Annotated in this window: 15 protein-coding genes; 9 read left to right on the top strand and 6 right to left on the bottom strand. The window is 71.6% G+C overall.

The genetic code is table 11. From position 1 onward, the window contains the following. Positions 1 to 239 precede the first annotated feature (239 nt). Positions 240 to 1,856 carry a helix-turn-helix domain-containing protein gene (locus tag ABIA38_RS05180; protein ID WP_424637206.1) on the bottom strand — a complete coding sequence of 539 codons (1,617 nt, stop codon included), beginning with the start codon at positions 1,854 to 1,856 and terminating at the stop codon, positions 240 to 242. A gap of 617 nt (positions 1,857 to 2,473) precedes the next feature. On the opposite strand from ABIA38_RS05180, the gene ABIA38_RS05175 reads away from it, so the two are divergent. Next, the gene (locus ABIA38_RS05175) at positions 2,474 to 3,067 is read left to right on the top strand and encodes a hypothetical protein (protein ID WP_424637205.1); all 594 of its coding nucleotides are present in this window, start codon (positions 2,474 to 2,476) and stop codon (positions 3,065 to 3,067) included. A gap of 7 nt (positions 3,068 to 3,074) precedes the next feature. Here ABIA38_RS05175 and ABIA38_RS05170 read toward each other — a convergent pair whose 3' ends face one another. The 4 genes from ABIA38_RS05170 to ABIA38_RS05155 all read right to left on the bottom strand — a co-directional run bounded on the left by ABIA38_RS05170 (position 3,075) and on the right by ABIA38_RS05155 (position 6,083). Then, entirely contained in the window at positions 3,075 to 3,905 is an 831-nt protein-coding gene (locus ABIA38_RS05170; protein WP_424637204.1) for a response regulator transcription factor, read from the bottom strand. A gap of 123 nt (positions 3,906 to 4,028) precedes the next feature. Continuing rightward, on the bottom strand, positions 4,029 to 4,358 hold the full coding sequence (locus ABIA38_RS05165) for a hypothetical protein (protein WP_424637203.1): 330 nt from the start codon (positions 4,356 to 4,358) through the stop codon (positions 4,029 to 4,031). Between the two features lie 172 nt (positions 4,359 to 4,530). Then, complete coding sequence (locus ABIA38_RS05160; RefSeq protein WP_424637201.1) at positions 4,531 to 5,118, bottom strand: DUF6210 family protein; 588 nt, start codon at positions 5,116 to 5,118, stop codon at positions 4,531 to 4,533. A 200-nt stretch (positions 5,119 to 5,318) separates the two neighbouring features. Continuing rightward, on the bottom strand, positions 5,319 to 6,083 hold the full coding sequence (locus ABIA38_RS05155) for a hypothetical protein (protein ID WP_424637200.1): 765 nt from the start codon (positions 6,081 to 6,083) through the stop codon (positions 5,319 to 5,321). Between the two features lie 542 nt (positions 6,084 to 6,625). On the opposite strand from ABIA38_RS05155, the gene ABIA38_RS05150 reads away from it, so the two are divergent. From ABIA38_RS05150 to ABIA38_RS05135, 4 genes are all read left to right on the top strand, one after another. Further along, complete coding sequence (locus ABIA38_RS05150) at positions 6,626 to 7,186, top strand: hypothetical protein (protein ID WP_424637199.1); 561 nt, start codon at positions 6,626 to 6,628, stop codon at positions 7,184 to 7,186. Between the two features lie 1,296 nt (positions 7,187 to 8,482). Then, the gene (locus ABIA38_RS05145; protein WP_424637198.1) at positions 8,483 to 8,686 is read left to right on the top strand and encodes a hypothetical protein; all 204 of its coding nucleotides are present in this window, start codon (positions 8,483 to 8,485) and stop codon (positions 8,684 to 8,686) included. Between the two features lie 44 nt (positions 8,687 to 8,730). Continuing rightward, positions 8,731 to 10,518, top strand: coding sequence for a transposase (locus ABIA38_RS05140; protein WP_424637197.1), 1,788 nt, complete (start codon positions 8,731 to 8,733; stop codon positions 10,516 to 10,518). Continuing rightward, positions 10,515 to 11,282 (top strand): AAA family ATPase, encoded by a 768-nt coding sequence (locus ABIA38_RS05135; protein ID WP_424637196.1) that lies wholly within the window; start codon positions 10,515 to 10,517, stop codon positions 11,280 to 11,282. The genes ABIA38_RS05140 and ABIA38_RS05135 overlap by 4 nt, the downstream gene beginning before the upstream one ends. 85 nt (positions 11,283 to 11,367) lie before the next feature. Here the strand turns inward: ABIA38_RS05135 and ABIA38_RS05130 are convergent, their stop codons facing one another. Continuing rightward, the gene (locus ABIA38_RS05130; RefSeq protein ID WP_424637195.1) at positions 11,368 to 11,772 is read right to left on the bottom strand and encodes a helicase associated domain-containing protein; all 405 of its coding nucleotides are present in this window, start codon (positions 11,770 to 11,772) and stop codon (positions 11,368 to 11,370) included. A gap of 1,603 nt (positions 11,773 to 13,375) precedes the next feature. Between ABIA38_RS05130 and ABIA38_RS05125 the strand changes: the two genes are divergently transcribed. The 4 genes from ABIA38_RS05125 to ABIA38_RS05110 all read left to right on the top strand — a co-directional run bounded on the left by ABIA38_RS05125 (position 13,376) and on the right by ABIA38_RS05110 (position 17,472). Next, positions 13,376 to 13,507 carry a hypothetical protein gene (locus ABIA38_RS05125; RefSeq protein WP_424637194.1) on the top strand — a complete coding sequence of 44 codons (132 nt, stop codon included), beginning with the start codon at positions 13,376 to 13,378 and terminating at the stop codon, positions 13,505 to 13,507. Then, positions 13,504 to 14,676, top strand: a complete 1,173-nt coding sequence (locus tag ABIA38_RS05120) for a methyltransferase domain-containing protein (RefSeq protein ID WP_424637193.1) — start codon at positions 13,504 to 13,506, stop codon at positions 14,674 to 14,676. Before ABIA38_RS05125 ends, ABIA38_RS05120 begins: the two co-directional genes overlap by 4 nt. A 2,218-nt stretch (positions 14,677 to 16,894) precedes the next feature. Beyond that, entirely contained in the window at positions 16,895 to 17,188 is a 294-nt protein-coding gene (locus ABIA38_RS05115; protein ID WP_424637192.1) for a helix-turn-helix domain-containing protein, read from the top strand. A 59-nt stretch (positions 17,189 to 17,247) separates the two neighbouring features. Beyond that, the gene (locus ABIA38_RS05110; protein WP_424637191.1) at positions 17,248 to 17,472 is read left to right on the top strand and encodes a hypothetical protein; all 225 of its coding nucleotides are present in this window, start codon (positions 17,248 to 17,250) and stop codon (positions 17,470 to 17,472) included. Positions 17,473 to 19,057 lie beyond the last annotated feature (1,585 nt).

Raw genomic sequence — 19,057 nt, 5'->3', positions numbered from 1 at the left:
GACCATGCGCCGCAGGAGTCGTCGGTGCACCCGGCCGCAGACCCGGATCCCGGGGCGCGGTCGTCGGTCGTCCGTCACCGGCGCGATGTCTCGGACCGGGCGCGGCGGCCCCCTGATCACGGGTCCCGATCCGCACGTCCGCCACGACGCCGTCCCGACGTACAGCCCCCGCCGGACCTGCTGCCCGCTCCCCGCGCCGACCCCCTGACCGCGCCGCCGCCGTCCGCCACGGGACCGCGTCACCGGAACCGGCCGCCGACCCCGCCCCGACCGCCCGCCCCGGGGCGAAGGGCTGCGTCGACGCCGACCGGCCGCCTCGAGGGCGGGGTGGCCGAGGCGATCACCGCGCCGTGGGAGCACGCCGCCGACCGGCCACGGTCGTGTGCAACTCCCCCGGAGAGAAATCCTGCGGATGCGGATCCTCTCGAGGAAAGGGCTGACCCGAACCGACCGCCGGCGGCCGTATTCGGCGTCGGCAACGAACCCGCCGCACGCCGACATGCCGCCCGCGCCGTCGACGCTGCGCCGTCGGGGCGTCGCCGGTGTCCCCGGATCCACTGCACGCCGGTCGACGTCGACTTTGGCGCGCGAGTGGTGTTCATCCCGACACGCATGCGGGCCGCCGCATCCGTGAAGACCGTGCCTCGATCGCGCAGGACGCGGAAGATCGACCCCAGGGCCTCGAGGGTCCGAACGCGGTCGGTCCCACCCGGGTTGCTCCGCCCCGGCTGCTGTGAAGGGTTTCGTCGATCGATCACGTGTCGACCATTGGGCTCGCGGAATCCGGGACTTCGGATCTTGACTGCGTGGCCTGGGTTTTGCTGTCTTGCTCGACGTTGTCCGGCCTGTGGCCTGTGGCCTGTGGCTTTACGGAATCCGGGACGGATGCTCGGTTCCGTTGGGAAAACCCGTGGACGGAGGATGAGGTCGCCTCGAGGATGCCGATCTTGATGCGACGCGGCGATCACCTGCGGTCGGCCCTTCTCGCGTCGGCTGCCGGTGTGCTTGTGCTCGGGCAGCCGCTGGTCCGGCCGACTCGGTCGTTGGGCGGCGGCGGCTTCGCCCCTGTACCCGGATCGCGCCCCACTGCGCCGGTCCGGCTGCGGGGTCGGGGGCCGGCGTGATCGTGCGCGCGGTGACGGTGGCGGTCGTCCCGGTGGCGCGGCTGTGATACCCGGCAGTGCCTCGGCGAGGTGGGGGATCGCGACGTGCGGTCGTGATCCGCGGGTGATCGCGGATCTGCGTGCCGCGGATGCCGGCACGCTGGAGAGTCGCCCGGCGGATCCCGTGCCGGGCCCGAAGGCCGGAAGCCCCGTTGCGGGGCCATGAAGACGGAAACGGAAGCCCGGACACGACCGCGAGGGGCTCGCCCCGCCGAGCCTGCCCGAGATCCGTCGACGGACCCGGGAACGGCCCACCTCGATGCCCCGTCTCCCGGTCTCCCCGTCTCCCGGTCTCCCGGCCTCGGCGGCCGGGGAATCCAACGGCCACTCCGGCGGCCCGGCCCCGCCCGCGACCCACAACTCGTCGGACGGCCGAATTTCCGGCCGGCCGGGCGGAGTCGGCTTGACCAGGGCGACGATCCGTGAGCGCTCGGCCTCGGTGATCCGCCGTTTGCGGCCGCAGCCGGGCCGGTCGCCGAGGCCGCCCGGGCCCTGTTCGTTGAACCGGTGCAGCCACCGCCGCACGGTCTTCGCATCGCACCCCGCCAGGGCGGCGACCCGCGGCACGTACAGACCCTCCCGGCTCGGCGTGACGATCCGCGCCCGCAGGATCCAGTCGCCCGGTGCGTGACGCGCCCCCGCCGGCCTCCGGATCCTCTTCTCCTCGTCCCCGTCCACGGGTTGACGGGCCATGGGAACTTCGGCACCACACTCGCCCCCGAGCAGCCGAAACAGCACCGTTCGACCACGACCCACCCACCCACCCAAAGCGGAATTCGGCACTGGTAGTTACCCAAGGGGCCCGCTCTTCCGTACAACGGATTCCCGTATCAACGGCCTGACCTGCGCAATCCCTGACCTGCGCAATCCCTGACCTGCGCAATCCCGGACCTGCGCAATCCCGGACCTGTCCGAACACCGGGGCCGTACAACGGATTTCACGTACGTCGGAGATCTCGACCCACGAAAGACCGGCCACCGATCGCCTCGACACCCGTCCCCGCAACGCCGATCGCCGAAACGGATGCCCCTCCGGGACGTACCCAAGCCGGTTTGCGGCGTCGCGCAGCAGCGCGGATCCATTCAGGGCCATCCGCCCCCTCCATTGCCCGGCCCATGTGGGTCACTACGCAGATGTGCGTATCGCGGGGGCGGGCCCGTGCCCGCCATGCTTCTTGCCAAGTCAGTAGGCGCTCTTCGGCCAAAGCCCCCGTTCACGGGAGTGGCGTCCTGGCTGCGGCCGGCCGGCCGGATCCCGGGACCCGGCCGGCCCTCCGGTCCACATCCGCAATCTCTTTCAGGAGAGACCCATGGCATTGCGCAAGTCCCTGCAGGCCACCCTCGGCGCGGTGACGCTCATGGCGTCGATGGCCCTGAGCGTGCCCACCGCCCAGGCCGCCACCTCCAGTGCCCGGCCCGACAACGCCCACCCCAACTGCTCCATGAACGTCACCACCGGCCACCGGCACTGCTTCGCCACCTTCCGGGAGGCCATCTCCGCGGCGACCGGCGGGCGGGTCACCGACGCGCCGTCGACCGCCAAGGCGGGGTTGGCCGACGAACACCTGACCAAGGAGCTGAACGACCCGACGAGCGGGACGATCACCCCGGCCGCGAAGACCAACGTGGTCATCGGCATCACCTACTGGGACAGCAACTTCGCCGGCCCCAGCTACGTCTACACCGCGGGCAACCAGTGCACCGACTCCACCGGCGACATCGACTTCCAGGTCAACATCCAAAACGACTGGCAAAACCGGATCAGCTCCTTCGTCGGCTTCGGCAACTGCTACCTGAAGCTGTGGGAGAACACCTACTGGTGGGGCTCCAGCTACGGATTCTCCGGCTCCGCCGGGTACTTGGGAGCGATGGACGACCGGGCCAAGTCCATCCAGTGGACCTGACGCCCGCTTAGGACCCGTGCGGACACGAACCCGCCTCCGGCACGTCGTCCCGGCCGTTCGCGGACGGCCGGGAGATGTCCGGCAGCAGCCCGAGGAGCTGGGCGCGCAGCACCGTCTCCAGTCGGTCGTGCGTGCCCAGCTTCCGGTAGAGGTTCTCGATGTGTTTGTGCGCCGTACGTGGGGAGATGCCCAGCCGCCGTCCGATGGCCTCGGCGGTACGGGACTCGGCCAGCAGAACCAGTACCGCCGCCTCCCGTGGGGTGAGGATCGCCTCGACGGCCGCCACGTCCGGCGCGGCCGCGTACGCCCGCCGCAGCTGGTGGAAGTGGCGTACCAGCGCTTGCAGTACCGGCTGGACCGCGGCGGCCTGTTCACGCCCGCGCGCGTCGAACGGGCCGCCGTCTCGGCCCATCATGATCAGGTGCGCCTGTCCGGGCGGCGCCGGCAGCGGAATCGCCAGCTGCTGCTCGGCGCGGAACGTGGCCTGGAAGATCTCCCGCGCCTCCTGGTCCTCCCAAGGAGAGCCCGCGCTCAGGGTGTGGACGGTCGGCGGCGCAGCGCTGCGGACCCGCTCGTAGTGGCCGACCAACGGATGCCGGTGCATGGCCGCGTCGAAGTCCATCGGCAGCAAGTCCCCCAGCAGCGGCGGCGGGTGGCCACCGGGAGGACGCAGGAACCAGCCGTCGGTGTAGAACAGCACGGCGGCGGTGCAGCCCAGCAATTGCCTCAGCGCGGGCCGTACCTGCGTCCACGGCAGCGCCGCGGCATCGCTCTCCAGCACCGACACGGCCAGATCGAGCAGCCGCTGATAGTCGCGCAATGCGAAAGGACCCGCCATGCCCCACCCCAAAGACGACGATACTGCGCCGTCGCCGCGGGAACCAGGCGGTGTCGGACGGGCAAGCTTCCACGACGACACAACTCGCGCGAAACACTCGCGCACGCCACCGGCGTATCGACATCACCCGACGGCTGGTCGGAGAAGTCTCCCGTACTTCGTGACCATCCCCGGCCAGGCTTCGAGCGTGCTGCCGAAGCCGTCGAGGCCGGCGCTGGCGTGGGACCGGTCCACGTTGCCCCAGCCGGGGGCGAGAAGAACGACCCGCAAGCCCGTCCGATACCAGCCGGCATCGAGGTGGAACTCCTTCGTCTCCAATCGAACCGACACGTAGCTGAGCGCGACCCGGCCCCAGGGTGGTTTCACCGAGAGTGTCCGTGCCGGTACTTCGCCCGGGATGACGTGTGTCGGGTCGTGGTTTCCGGCTTCGGCTCCCGCGCGGTGCAGTTCCACTCGCCGCCCGACGACCGGCTGCACACCGCGTCCGGGTCCACGTGGAGCGTCCGGGTCCACGGGGAGCGGAAGCCGCGTCCGCGGACCGGGGCGGGGGTGGCGTGGATCGGTCGCCGGCGCGACACGGACGACCTGGCCGCGGCACTCGAACGGCTGCCTCCGCAGGTCCCGTTCACCGACCGGACAGGGTGGCGCTGACATCAGATGTGCGCGCATTTCGACCCCCGACACCTCCGCGGCGCCAACCGAGACCGAGTCGGGTGTGCCGGGGCGAGGTCCTCGTCGAGGCGGTCGTTCTTCCGTCCCCGGTGGCGGGGTTCGGTCGGAGTCGGACCGGACCAGGATGCCGCGGGCCGAACTCCGTGGTCACCGGGACGTGCGCCTCGGTCGTCTCCTCCGGGCGTGTCTCGTCGACGACGATCGGGCCCGGGTCGTCGCCCAATGGGGGCGAGGACTCGCTGCTCGCCGGGAACCGGATCATGGCGACGGCCGCGCGCAGTGCGGGCAGGCGCTCCGCAATGGACGCCATCGCCACCCGCGCGCCGTGCAGCCGGTTCACGAACAGGTCGATCGGCGCGGCGTACCCGTCCCGCGACTCGACCGGCACCAGGCAACCCTCGATCGCCCCCGGGCAACAGGAATGACCGCCGTGCCGGATCTCGTGGACGACTCCGGAGAGCCTCTCCAGGACCACGTGGAACCAGCCGTGATCGAGATCCTCGACCCGGTCCGGATCCACATACACGCGACGGTTCACCATCACCGCATCCTGCAGGGTCGCCCCCGCGCGCCGCCTCCCCCTTTTCCGATCCCGACGGCGGATCGTTGCGACGGGTCGGGCGTCGACGGCGCGGCCGCTCGAAGGGCGATGGGCGATGGGCGACGGTGGCGTTCTACGGATGACGGGGCGGTGGTCGTGGACCGGGGGCGCGAACCAGGGCCGCGGGGCGTTCTTCGATCTCATCGCGCGGGGCGTGTCAGCCGAGCGATCCTGTCGACCTGGGCCTTCATGACGGCCTTGGGGATCGCCGTGGGCGGTGGACCGTACGTTCCCATGGAGGTGCCTCTGAGCAGTATCGGCCCCACCCGCACCACGGTGACGACGAACGAATACTGCCCGCCGGTGCCGAAGTCCATCGTCAGGCTGTCGTCGCCGAGGTCGTGGCCGGCGCCGCCGGTCAGTGTGTACGCGGCCGCGGAACCCTCCTCGGCGGGGTCGTCGGTCGCCACCGCGTAGTCGCCGCACGACGGCAGCGCCTTCCCGGCGGCCTCCAGGGCCTTGGCCGCGTCGTTCCCGGGGAGCACGGCGATACTCACCGCGTTGAAGGTGCCCGGCGAGTCCTGCGAGTCCAGCCCGAGGTGGGTCACGGCCGCGGGCGCGGCGGACCCCGAGAGGTCCTCCAGGTCGGCGATCGGCTGACACTGCGGCCTGGTCGCCTTGGGGTTCAACGCCGGCCGGGTGGCCTCCCCGGTCGGCGTCCATCCCGTCGGCAGATCACCCTGTACGACCCAGGCCGCCCGCAATCGTTCGACGGTGAACTCCCCGCCCTTCGCCGCGTCGGACGCGCCACTCGACGGGACCGCGGGCGAACTCGCCGCGACGCTCGGGCCGTTGGGAGAGCGTCTCGGAGCAAGGGCCTCGTCCGAGTCCGACCGACACGCCCCGGCCGCCAGGAGCAGGGCAACGACGACGACGGCGGTGAGACGCCCGCGGGCGGGGTGCATGAACAGGGCCGGCCAATCACTGGATGCCTGGGGACGCGCGCATCCTTGCACACGCCGCCCGACCGACACCGCACCCGGGCACCGACACATCCGCCCGGTGACCGTCGAACGCCTGCGCCACCGGTCCGGCCCCGAACTCTCCGGCACCCGGGACCGTTTCGACCCCGGTTCGCGTTTTGCCCGAGCGCGTGGAGAAGGATTCGGTACGTGCTCGAAGACGCCGCCTCACAAGCGGCACCGCAGGCGCGAGTCGTGCCGTGGCGGTTGTGCGTTCTCGGACACGCGGATGCCCGGGCACCACGTGCGCATTGCCGGCGACATCGCCTCCGCTTGCCGCAGATGTACACCGCCGACACGGGACGACCGGTCCGGGCCGGCACGGCGCGACGACGACTTCGGGGCCGCAATCGGTCCTGCCGAGCGGGCGACCGTGCCGTGGCGGTGTCCTGCCCTCGATGCGCGAACCGCGTTTCTTCGAGGTGGTGTCGGTGTCCGGTGGTACGCAAGGGTCTTTCGGTCGGTGACATCCATGGGAGGCGATCGTGACGTCCGAGGATCCGGCGTTCGATTACCGGCGGGCGTGTGTGGACGGGTTCGAGGTGTACGAGGGGACCGCGCTGGATGTGCGTGTCGTGGTCGCGGGCCTGCCGAGGGCCGTCAAGGACGGGTTCCTCCTCGGGGAGGCGCCCCGGGGCCGGTTCTCCCACGCGTACGGTTCGGGTCAGGACGTGCCCGGCCACCTGGAGTTGATCCGTTCCGCGGACGCGACTGCGGCACGGCGCGCGTGCTCGGTGCTGTGGAATTCGGTGTGTCATCAGGGCACGACGGGTTCGGTGGCGCCGCTCGCGGTGCCGTTCCTGTTGCGGATCGCCGCGAACCGTCTCGGGCACGAACCGACGAACGCGCTGGGCCTGGTCGCCGCGGCGGCGTGTCGCAACCACTGGGGCGACGGGTCGCACGCCGCTCTGTTGCGGGTCGCCGACCCCTGTGAGTGTGTGGTGTGGTGTGGGCGGGGTGGGTGTCAGCGGTTCCGGTTTCGGTTTCTCCTTGTTGGGCTGGGTTTTGTCGGTCTTATTGCGGGATTCATTGCTGTCATGGTGTGACCGGACTGCTGTCGTGGCCTGCCCGACAGCGGCTGGCACATGCGTGGTCCGGCTGTCGTGGGGATGCACATTCCGGTGTCGGCCGGCGCGAGGGCGGGGTGTGCTTGCGGGCATGAGCGCGAAGTCGTCTTCGCCGCCGGTGTCTTCGGGTCCGGGCAAGCCCGGCACGCCGCCGTCCGCCGCGGCACAGGCGTCGCTGGCCGCGTCCCCGTCCCGGGACCGTGCGCTCACGCGCCGGTCGGTGGTATCCCGTCTTCTCGCGCTGGACGAGGCCGGGACGGTGGAGACGGTGCACGTGCGGATCGCCGCGGCCGCGGCCGGGGTGGCGCCGCGCACCGTGTGGCGTTGGCCGGCGATCGCCCGCGAGTCCGGACGGGCGGAACCCGCCCGGCGTCTCTCCTTCACGCTCACCGACGCGTTGTGGGCGTGCCTGTCGGACCTGGGCCCGAACGTGAAAGCCCTGCACGACTGGATGCGGGAACACCCTGACCAGGCCCGGCCGTCATCGACCGCGAACCCACTGCCGTCGCCGACGACGCTGTATCACGCGGTCCACCGCGAGCAACGCGCGGGCCGTGTCCCGGGGGATCTCCCGACCCGCCCACGCACGCCGGGACCCGGACCGCTACGACCGCGCCCTGGCCGAACTCGCCCTCCCGGGCACAGTCGACGAGACCGGCCGGATCACCCCGCCGCCCCCGACCGAGCACACCCCGACCGCGGCCGGGACCGACCCCGTGACCCGGCCGTCGCCGTTCGCCCACGGATCGCGGCTCCACGTGCCCGGCGCGCACCCGGTGTCGACGCGCCGACTCGGCGAGGTCGCCGAGGCACTCGTCCGTACCGTCGCCGCCCGCGGGATCGTGTGCGTGTACGGCGACCCCGGACACGGCAGGACGATCGCGCTCCACCAGGCACTGCGTCTGCTCCCGCGCCGCGTCCCGGTACGCCGCGCGCCGGTCGCGGTGAAACCGGCCCTGCCCCAGCTACGGGCCGCGCTCCTCACCGCGTTCGGCCTGCCGGCCACCCACCCGACGAACCGCACCGACGCGGCCGACCGCGCGCTCCCAGGCGCCCTCGCGCCCCCGGGCGTGCTCGTGATCGACGACGCTCCGACGCGTCGCCGCCCCCGAACTCGACTACCTCCGCCTCCCGGCGGACGCCCCCACCACCCACACCGGCCCGGTGCTGTGCGGCGCCGGCGCCGAACGCACCCTCGCCCGGGCTCCCGCGCCGGCCTCCCGCGTCCCGACCCGGCAACACGTGCCACGTCCGGACGCATCGCAAGTCCCCGGCGTGCTGCGCCTGTTCCATCCGCTGTGGGATGGCGCGACCGACGAGGACCTCCTCCACGCCGACCGGGCGCACGCGCGGGGGAACTTCCGCACCTGGGCGAAGATCACCTCCCACGCCTACGCCGCCCGCAGCCGCGACCCCGACACCGCGGTGGACCACGCGCTGCCGACCCGGGCCTGCTCCGGCCTGGGCCCCAACCCCTGACCCGTGCCGATCCACCGCTCCCACGGCAGGAACGAGGGACTCCGATGACCACCCCCCACGACGACACCACCCGGGAGTCTTCGACACCCCCGGCCGAGCCCGCCCTCGACACCGTGTCGTCGACCGCCCTGCGCGCCCCGGCCGTCCGCCGCCTGCTCGCACTGCGCGCCGAACGCCGCCTCACCCGCGCGCACGTCCACACCACCGCGCAATGCCTGAACGTCTCCGATCGCACGGTATGGCGCTGGCTGGCCGACGCCACCACGACACCCGACGCAGCCACCCACCCCGGCGCCCGCGTCGGCGACCGGTTCGAGATCACCCCGCCCATCCGGGTGCTGCTGTCCTACTGGCGCGGCAACGCCTCCGCGGTCCACCGTGAACTCGTCGCCCGCGCCCGTGCGGCCGCCGGCCCGGGCACGACGGCCGGCGACGCCGCCTCGCCGGCCTCGCCCGCCGCACCACCGCCCCCGCCGGGCGGCATGCCGCCCCCGGGCGCCGCGCCGCCGGCCGCCGTGCCGGTGCTCGATCCGGTCCCGTCCCTGTCGACGTTCCTGCGCGCGCTCCGCCGGGACCTGACCGCGGGGGAGCGGGTCGGCTACCGCAAGGGCCCGGACGCTGCCCGGGTGCTGGACGTGTTCGCCAAACGCCCCCGGACCTGGCGCAACCACACCTGGGAAGCCGACCACGTCCAGGCCCCGCTGCGTGTGGACGCCGACGGCGACCTCGTCCACCCGTACGTCACGTGGTTCATCGACTGCGCGACCAAGGCGATCACCGGCGTCGCCGTCACGCCCGGCCCTCCGACGCGGGCCTCGGTCCTGGCCGCGCTGCGCTCCGCAGTCGTGCGCACCGATCCGTACGGGCCCTTCGGCGGGCTGCCCGAGCACGTGCGGTTCGACCGCGGCCAGGACTTCCTCTCCCGCACCGTGACCGCCGCACTGACCGCCCTGGACGCCGACATCACCGTCCTGCCGCCCTACAGCCCCCACCTGAAGGGCAGCATCGAGAACCTCAACGGCGCCGTCGACAGCATGCTCTTCGCCGTCCTCCCCGGCTACACACCCACGCCCAAACCCCGAGGAGCCCACGGCCGCCGCGACCGGCGACACGCCCCGCCCCCCATGTCGTTCCGCGCCTTCACCACCGAAGTCCTGCGGTGGGCGACCTGGTGGAACACCGAGCACCGCCCCGCCGCCCTGAACGGCACCACTCCACTGCAGGCATGGCAGGCCGACCCCACCCCGCTCAACGACATCCCGGCAGCGGACGTGTGGTCCCTCACCCTCGATGACGACGCCCGCACTCGCGTCATCACCAGCCACGGAGTGGCCTTCCGCAACCGCGACTACATCGCCGACCGGATGACCGGACAGGCCAGCCGCGAGGTCACCGTGCGGTTCATGCCCCACCACACCCACGAGATCGAGGTCTGCACACCCCACGGCCGCCACCTGGGCACAGCCCACCTCGCCGACCAGGCCACCGACGAACAACGCGCCGCGCTGCGCCGCGCCCGAGCGGCCCGCGCCCGCCGCCTGCGTGCCGAGGCCAAAGCCGCCGAACAGCTCCGTCGGGACCGCTTCGCCCCCGCCACGCTCCCCGCCGACGCCCACCGCCTGGACGCCGTCACCGCCGGCGAGGCCGCCCGGGAACTGGCCCGGCACCACGAGAGCGACCCGGCAGCGCCGGCCCTGCCCGACCTGATCCCACCCGCACCGCCCCCGGCCGACTGGGCGACCCCCGACTCCCTGAAGACGGCCACCAGGCCCGTCAGGCCCACCGAACCCACCGCACCCGAACCGCTCCCCGCCCGCGAGGACCCCCGATGACCCGCCACCTGCCACCCGCCCCCACTGACCAGTACGTCGCCCTCCCCGACGCACGCCCGGTGACCACCCGCGCGCTGCTCACCGTGCGGGAGAACCCGACTGACACGATCGCCGCCCGCGCGATGACCTGCATCCACGCCGGCGCCGGCTTCGGCAAGACGGTGGCGGTCACCAGCTGCCTGCGCGAACTCGAACCCGACCAGGACATCCACCGCATCACCTTCCACGCCCGCCCCACCACCCGCGCGGTACGCCACGAACTGTTCACCAGCCTCGGGCTCCCGGGCCAACCACCGTGCTACGCCGGCGAGTTCGACCACCTCCTCAAGACCGAACTCGCCACCCACCCCCGCACCCTCGTCCTCGACGAGGCACAGTGGCTCTCCAGCGACCAACTGGAATACGTCCGCTACCTCTGGGACGACCCGTACACCCAACTCGCGATCGTCTTCGTGGGAGGAGAAGGCTGCCACCAAACCCTGCGCAAGGAACCCATGCTCTCCTCCCGGATCTTCATCCGGCAGCGCTTCACCCGCCTCACCCCCGACGAGGTCCAGGACGTCATCCCGCTCTACCACCCCATCCGGGCCGAGGCCACTCCCGGCGACATCGCCTTCGCCGACAACCACGCCGCGCACGGCAACTTCCGCAACCGGGCCCGCCTGACCGCCCACACCCACACCGCCCTCGAACGCACCGGCCGCACCCACGTCGACCAGGAAGTGCTCCGCTGGGCCTTCAGCCGCCTCGGCTCCGGCAACTAGACCCAGCCACCTGCCACCTCCACCCCTCGATCTCACTGCGAACCTCACACCCGCCGAACACGAAGACCCCACCCGACACCGCGGTTCACCACCGCATGTCGAGTTCGGTGAGCAGCCGCACCCGTTCCTCGTTCAGCGATCCGCGCCTGTTGCGTTGGTTGTTGATCCACTTGCCCAACCGCACCTCGACCCTCTCGCCGGCACCGCCATCCGCAGGGCCGGGACCCGTCCCCGAGCCGCCGACCACCGACGCCGCCGCGCCGCCTTCCACCAATGCGCCACCCGTCACATGCACAGTCTCGCCGTGCGCGCGGGGCACTTCGAGATCGCCTTCGCGTTCGCGGTAGTCGACGGCCGCCGCGAACGCCGTCTCCCACGCACCCCGACCGCGCCGGTGCGCCCGCGCCCCGGAGCGGTCGGCCCCAGGGCCGCCGACGTCGCCGCCCGCAGCCATCGCCACGTCGCCGTCCGCTGCGCCGCCACCGTCCACCGCCGCGCCGTGTTCGGGCCGGATGCCGAGCTCGTCGAGCTGCTCGATCTGTCCGGGCCCCAGTCGTGCCGGGGTCGTCCGCTGCGCCGTGTGTGGTCGCGGTGGCAGGCCCTGTCGTCCTGGTCTCTGCCGGTTCGGGTCGTGTTCGGGTGTGGTGGCGTGGTGGTTTGTTGTCCGGTTTCTGTGTGGTTTTCCTTACGACATTCGGTGGGAGGGTCCGGGTTCGTCGGCGTCGCCCAGTGCCGTCCTGCGGCGTGGTTCGGGGCTCGGCCGCGGGCCGTGGCGGAATCGGAGCACGAGGGCCGCAGGGGGCGTCTGGCGCTTCTTGCCGCGGTGTCCTGGTGGTCCGAGGCGGGGCTCGCGACGACGGTGGAGGGCCCGTTCGCTGCGCCTGGAGATCGATGTCGGATCGTTGGCGGCATGGGGGAGTGGGGCCGTAGGGGCTGTGGAGTTGCGGTCGGGTGTCGTGGTGGCCGTGTGAGGATGTCGTGGGTCGGTGTGACGGGTGTGCCTCGTCGCGGCCGCGCAGGGCGCCGTTCGTGTCGTTTGGATGGTTTCCGGTGTCGTGGAGACGACGTTTTGCAGGGCAGCGTCCTGCAACTTCCCATGCGTGCCCGGGAGTTGGCCGTGCCCGGTCCGTCGTGTGGGTGGGGGTGCGGTGCCGAGTGGAGGTGGTTGCTCTGTGGTGTCCCGATTCCTGTCCGGATTTTTCCTTACAACTTCGGGGCTTTCGATCGGGGCCGCCTGGAGTTGTCGTGTCCGTTGCGGGGCTTTGGTGGCGAAGATCGGGCACCGAGGGCCGGAGGGGCCGTCCAGGGGTGCGTCGTCTCGGTCGAGTTGTGCTGGTGCGGTGCTCTGATCTGGGGTGCAGCACCGATTGAGAATGGTGGTCTGTGCTTTGTGACCTGGGAATTCGGTGTGTGCTGTCGGGCGTGTCCCTCGGCGAAGGGTCGGTTGACCCGCGGTGTCGCAGGGTTTGAGAAGGCCGCGCAGCGCGATTGAGAATTCCCTGTGGTGGATGGTGTGTTCGTGTGTCGGGGCCGTTGTCGGCGGCCGTCCGTGTCGTTCCCGACCCGCGTCCTCTCCGACGGCTCGGCGGCGGATCCGGCCCGGGCCGCCCGGGCGGTCGGCGTCGGGCGGAACCGGCCGACCGGGGAACGCGAGGCCGCCGAGCAGGGGTAGGGAAATCGGTCGGACTCCTGCGACACGGCAGGGTGCCCGGGGCCCGACGTCGACGCCGGCCTCCCTCTCCGGCGCCGATTCGGCGGGGCTTGTCGCCACGCCCACGAAGCGCCCGCCGACGCGCGCAACGCCCTCGGCCGTCTCCCGGGACGGGCGACGCCGCCCGGACGGGTACAGCCCGGGGCCGTCGCCGTGGATCGGCGGCGAAGGCGCCGAGTACGCGGCCATGTGGGGTATACAGGCGCCGACCCACGATCGCGCGGTGTGATCTCCCGGGTCCGCAGGTGAGTGCGCACAGCAAGGCTTGACGCAGGGTCACAGGAGGAGAACGCTCGGAGAGGATCCGGATCGAAGGCGTCGCGGACGATTCAAGGCCCGCCACCGAGACCGGACGCTCGTGTCGTCGCCCGGGAGGGACCCGATGTCGGACCATCGTGGCAAACCGGATAAAGACAGTCGCCCGCCGGACCGCAGCCCGAAACCGCCGAGCAACCCCAACCCGGACGGCCGCGACCCCGGTGGCGACGGCGATCATCGCAAGGACGACGAGTGACGGAGCTTTCCGCGGGCGCGGCGATCGTCGCCGGACTCAGCGCGGCGAACGCCCTGCCTCCCGACTGGGAGAAGGCGTTCGCCGCGGTGGACCGCACGCTGTTCGTCCCGAACCGCGTCTGGCCGTTCGACCACGCCACCGGAACCTACGGCCACGCCGTCGACCGGACCCGGGACCCGAAGACGTGGCACGCCGCGGCGGCCGGACCCAATCCCCTGGTGACCCAGTGGGACGACGGCGCCCACACCGGCGACGCACCCGGCACCCTCGCCACCTCGTCGGCGTCCGCCCCGGCCGCGGTCGCCGACCTCCTGGGCGACCTGGACGCGGCGCCCGGCACGCGGGTGTTGGACGTCGGCACCGGAACCGGATACACCGCCGCCCTCCTGGCCGCCCACGGCTGCACCGTCACCACGATCGAGATCGACCCCGACCTCGCCGACCGGGCCCGGACGAACCTCGCCCGCGCCGGACACGCCGACCACGTCACCGTGATCACCGGCGACGCCACCGACGGGCACCCCCCGACCGGCCCGTTCGACCGCGTCCACGTCACCGCCGGAGTGCGCCGCATCCCCGCCGCCTGGATCCGACAGACCCGACCGGGCGGGGTGATCGTCATGCCCTGGGGCACCGACTACAGCCCCCACGACTGGGCGCTGCGCCTGACCGTCACCGGCCCCGACCACGCCACCGGCCCGTTCACACGCGCGCTGTCGTTCATGAAACTGCGCGACCAACGCGAGCACACCACCTCCGCGTTCACCGACAACTCCTGGATGGACCACGCCCGCACGAGCACACCGAGCGTGGACCTGGCCGACGTCACCGGCGGTGCGTACGACCCCGTCGAGGTCGTCATCGGCCTCCACGTCCCCCACTGCGTCCCCCAACTCGACGGCCGCACGCTGTGGCTCGACGCCCCCGACACCGGCGCCGGCCCCTCCATCGCCGCCGCGTGGTTCCCCGACACCGACCAGACCCCGACCGCCTATCAATTCGGCCCCCGCGACCAATGGGGCGAGGTCGAGGACGCCTGGCACCACTGGAACAAGGCCGGCCGCCCCGGACCCACCGAGTTCGGCCTCACCGCCACCGCGACCACCCACGACGTGACCCAAACCCCCTGGCACCGCACACCCGACAACGAACTCGCCATCCGCCGGTGACCCCCGACCACACGAACCGGCGCCCCGACGCCGCGCCGAGCACGAGGATCCGCAGCACGACCCACAAGGTCGCGCGTCCGATGGAACGAGGCGGTCCCCGCGACGATGTCCGCGAAGACGGCGCGGTCGACGGCCGCGCCCTTGCGGGCGTCGGTCGACGATCCGGGCGAGCTCGTCGATTCGTCGGCTGCCACCCCCGACGGCCCGGGAGACAGCACCAAGACCGGCAACGGCCCGAAGAACCCATTGGTACCGGTGTATTCGGCGACCTGGACCGGATACTCGCCCCCCGTCCCCGCAGCGCCAAGGAGTCGTGAGGAAATATTGTAAGTTTTCAAGGTCGAATGCTGCAGGCGCTCCGCTGCGGCCCGCCCGGTGTGTGGGGTTCGGCGATCGAGGGTGAAGAGGGCCGCCGCGGGTGGCCGCTTGATCGGTGTCGCCCGCCGCTGCGCCGCCGTCGGGTCCGCGTCGCATCGTTGGATCGTCGGCGTGTGAGGCGACAGGGCCGGGGTCGTATCCGGCCTCGGCCGTGGGTCGGTTCCCGACTCGGGCCCGGTGGCGCCTGGTTGCCCCGGGGCCGGTGATCGGGGCAACCAGGCGCGGGTGGGTCGGTTTCAGCCCTGGTGGCCGAAGTTGCCGGAGCCCCGGGAACTCGACCTTTGTGGCACGCCGCCGCGCCTCGGCGATCCCGGCGCCGACAAGCCTGCCTTTGTGACAGCCGGCATGCTTCGGCACGGCGAGGCAGCGGTACGAGCGCGGGTGTGAAGTTGCGGTTGGGTGTCGTGGTGGCTGCATGAGTATGTCGTCGATGGTGCGGCAGGTCGTGCGTGGTCACGGCCGCGTGGGTCCTTGGTCGTGTCGTTTCGGTGCGGTTTTGGGGCGTCGTGGAAACACCGTTCCGCAGGTCGGTGTCCTGCAACTTCCCTGTGCGCCGCCCGTTTTCCCGCTTCTACCGGAACGTCCTGCCCGCGTCGTCGGAATGCCGTTTTCGGCGTCATGACGGCGCGGTTTCCGTGTTCCTGGGGGGAAGCCGGTGTTCCGACGGCCGGGTCCTCCGGACTTCCGAGACCGGGACAGGAAAAAAGAGGGGGAAGGGGAGTGGTGGTGACCGATGCACCCGAGGACGGTCGGTGGGCAACCGATGTGGTGCCGGCGGCTGCGGCTCGGGGGGCAAGTGATCGCCCGCCTCGCGGGGTTGGAGGCCCGGGGCGCGTTGACCCCCGAGCACCTACGCCCGGCGGCGGCCGGCGGGGAAGTCACCACGACCCTGCAGCGCCGGCCACGGACGGCCCGCGAGGAAGGCCGTACCACCCCTCGCCCACGGCCACGGTTCACGATCACCGCCGACCTGCACGCCCGGCCGGCACTGTGGGGCCGGAACGCGGCAGCCGTGCACCGCGAGTCGACCGACCAGGCCCACGCGGCCGCCACACACCGCACGACAGGAACAGGGGACACGAACACGCCCCCGATCCCGCCGGCCGTGCCGTCACCGGCCCCGCACATCACCCGGTTCATCGACACCACCACCAAGGTCGTCACCCGTGTCGCCGTCACCCCGGGACACCCCACCCGCGCATCCACCCCGACCATCCTGCGCGCCGCAGCGCTGCGCACCGAGCCCTACGGCCCGGCCGGGGGAGTCCCGGAGAACCTGCGCGCCGACCGCGGCAAGGACTTCCTGTCGACCACGGTCACCACCGCTCCGGAGCGCTCGGCGTCACCACCCGCGCGCTCCCGCCCCACAGCCCCCACCTCGAAGGCATCGTCGAAAACCTCAACGGCACCGTCGACCGCATGCTCTTCGCCGCCCTCCCCGGCTGCACACCCACCCCCGAGCCTCGCAGCCGCCATGGCCGACAACCCGCCCAACCCCCGCTCGCCTTCCGCGACTTCACCACCGAGGTGCCGCGGTGGACGACCCGGTGGAACACCGAATATCGCCCGGCCCCGCCCAACTCGTCGGACCAAGACGATCCGGGCGATGCGGACCCGCCGACCGCGTTTGCCGAACGTCACCGACGGCATCCGCTCATCACAGCCACTTTCAAGGGGCTTCATCGGCGCAGCGGCGTGCGTCGGATCGCATCACCCGCACAAGCGATATGCGTTGCATGCATGAACCAGCGGGTACTAGCATGCGAGCCCGGCTCGGGTACGCCGTCCGGACCGAGGGTGCGCCGAATTCGCCGGCGCTGGGACGTGGGGGGCGTCGGTGGTGGCCACTGCGACGGAGACTTTGCTGCGATCGACGATCGCGGCGCTGATGCATGCCACCGGCGAGAGCCAGACCGATCTCGGCCGGGGCGTCCGGCTGAGTCAGGGGCAGGTCTCGCGCAAGCAGGCCGGGTTGTCGGCCTGGTTGCTGGCCGACCTCGACCGGGTCTCCGTCCACTACGGCGTCCCGGTGCCGGACCTGCTCGCCGGCCCCACACGGGCCCTGGAACTGCTGCCTCCCGCCCGCCGCTCGCAGACACTCGGCGGCACCCGGGCCGTTGTCACCACAGCCTGATCGGCAGCAGCCCGACCCGGCATCGACAGACACACGATCACTACCCACAGGAGTCCCGCATGGCCGACGATCCACTGACGACCGGTGAACTCGCCGCGCTCACACGGCGCACCGAGACCGAGTTCGCGATCATCAAGAGCGAGTTGACCACGCTGACCCTGAAGGTCAACAGCCTCGACCACAAGCTCGACGCGCTCGCGAGCGACGTCCGAACCGGGCACGCCGCGATCATCGAAATGCTCGCCACCGTCATCGCCCAGGGAAAGTCACCGGACGCCCCCTGACCACCCCGTCGTGCCGGGCCTGCGGTGGTCCACCGCGGCGGAGGTCGTCCGCAGGCGGGGCGCCGCGACCGCCCACCCCCGCCCCGCCGCGGTAGCGGTGGCCACGGTCTTCACGGCCGCCCCCACCGCCCGGCTCGTCCGGTCCCGTGCCGGCGATCCATCCCCGGAGGCCGACGCCCTGCTCCTGCACGATCCGTCCGGCTTTCACCACGGGCTGCGTGGAGTACGCCGTGCCGCCCTGGGCCCGCCGTTCGTTGATCGCCGCCCGTCACCTGACGTGGATCACCTCCGGCGTGAGCGCCTTCCTGTTCGCAGGCCCCGCCGATCCCTACGGGGCCGTCCCCGGACTGCTTGCGCTCGCCGATCGATACAGGCTCCGCTCGCACGCCCCTCAACCTCCCGCCATCCTGACGGCGCGAGACCCGGCGGTGACCACACCAGCCCGGCCCTCACCCCACCGGCGCCCCGGCCACCACCGCACAATCACACAGGTTTTCTGTAAGGAATTCGTGATTGTGGTAAGTGGTAAGGAATCGTTGAGGTTTCTCGTGCCCAAGCCGGCCCGAGTGGCTCGGGGAGTACGGCCGGACAGGCGGATGGGCCCGGAGCGTCGAGGCCGTCGACCGGTGCCCCGGGCCGCGTGGCCCCCGACGTCGTCGTCTGCGCCGCCCTGTACGCTGCGCCGCGGCAACTCCCGCGCTCCGGACCCGGACCCGAACCCAACCTTCTCACCGGCTGTACCGATGTCGACCGTGACACCCCGCCCATTGGATCCGCCCGCCGCTGCGCCGCCGGTGGATCCGCGTCGTATCGTTCGGCCGCCGGGGCGTGACGGCATCTGCGGTGCGGTGCGCACAGGTTCCCGTCGTGGTGGGGACTGCCGGGCCGCAGTGGTTCGCGCACGAGCCTCGATACGACGCGAGAGCGCGGAGGGTTTCGTATAGGAATTTTCGAGTGAGGAAAGTGGTAAGGAACCGGGGCCGGACGCGTCCCACCGGGATCATTCCCGGGAGAAGGAGCACCTTCGCGTCGTGAACGGCGCCGGCACGGTTCGCGGAGCGCTTCGCAACTCGATGGGACATCGACCTGGACCCAAATCCTACCCTTGGAAGAGAATGATGCACGCGATGGACGGATCCGCGCAGCTCGCCTACCATGAAGTGGACATCGGGATCGTGCAAAGCCCTTGAGATCAAGGGGAATCAGTGAATGAGTCGAGCAAAACAGCTCCTATTGAAGCAAGTTGACGAGTCATCAGATCAAGGGAGGCGGTAGCAGTCGAGGGAAACCTCACAACATGGACCCTCGCACCTTCGAGGCTCCTCCCAACTCCCATTACTGCCAGCGCAGTTCCCGAGTTTTATGGTCCGCAGCCCTACGACCAAGTCCCGCCGGGCAATCGCGTAGCGATTGCGTGGTGGGTGGGTACGACGGAGTCGGACCCACCCACCACCCTTGCGCACCGTAGGTGCGCGCGTCGTGTTCGCGGAGCGAACAGATCGGAAGAGCGTCGGGGGTGGACCGAGGGTTAACCTGGGGGTAGATCACGGAGGAAGCCGGGGCCTGAACACGAGGGGGGGGGGGT

The sequence above is a fragment of the Embleya sp. AB8 genome (assembly GCF_049739465.1).
GTDB lineage: Bacteria > Actinomycetota > Actinomycetes > Streptomycetales > Streptomycetaceae > Embleya.
This window is presented reverse-complemented; position numbering and strand designations above follow the sequence as displayed.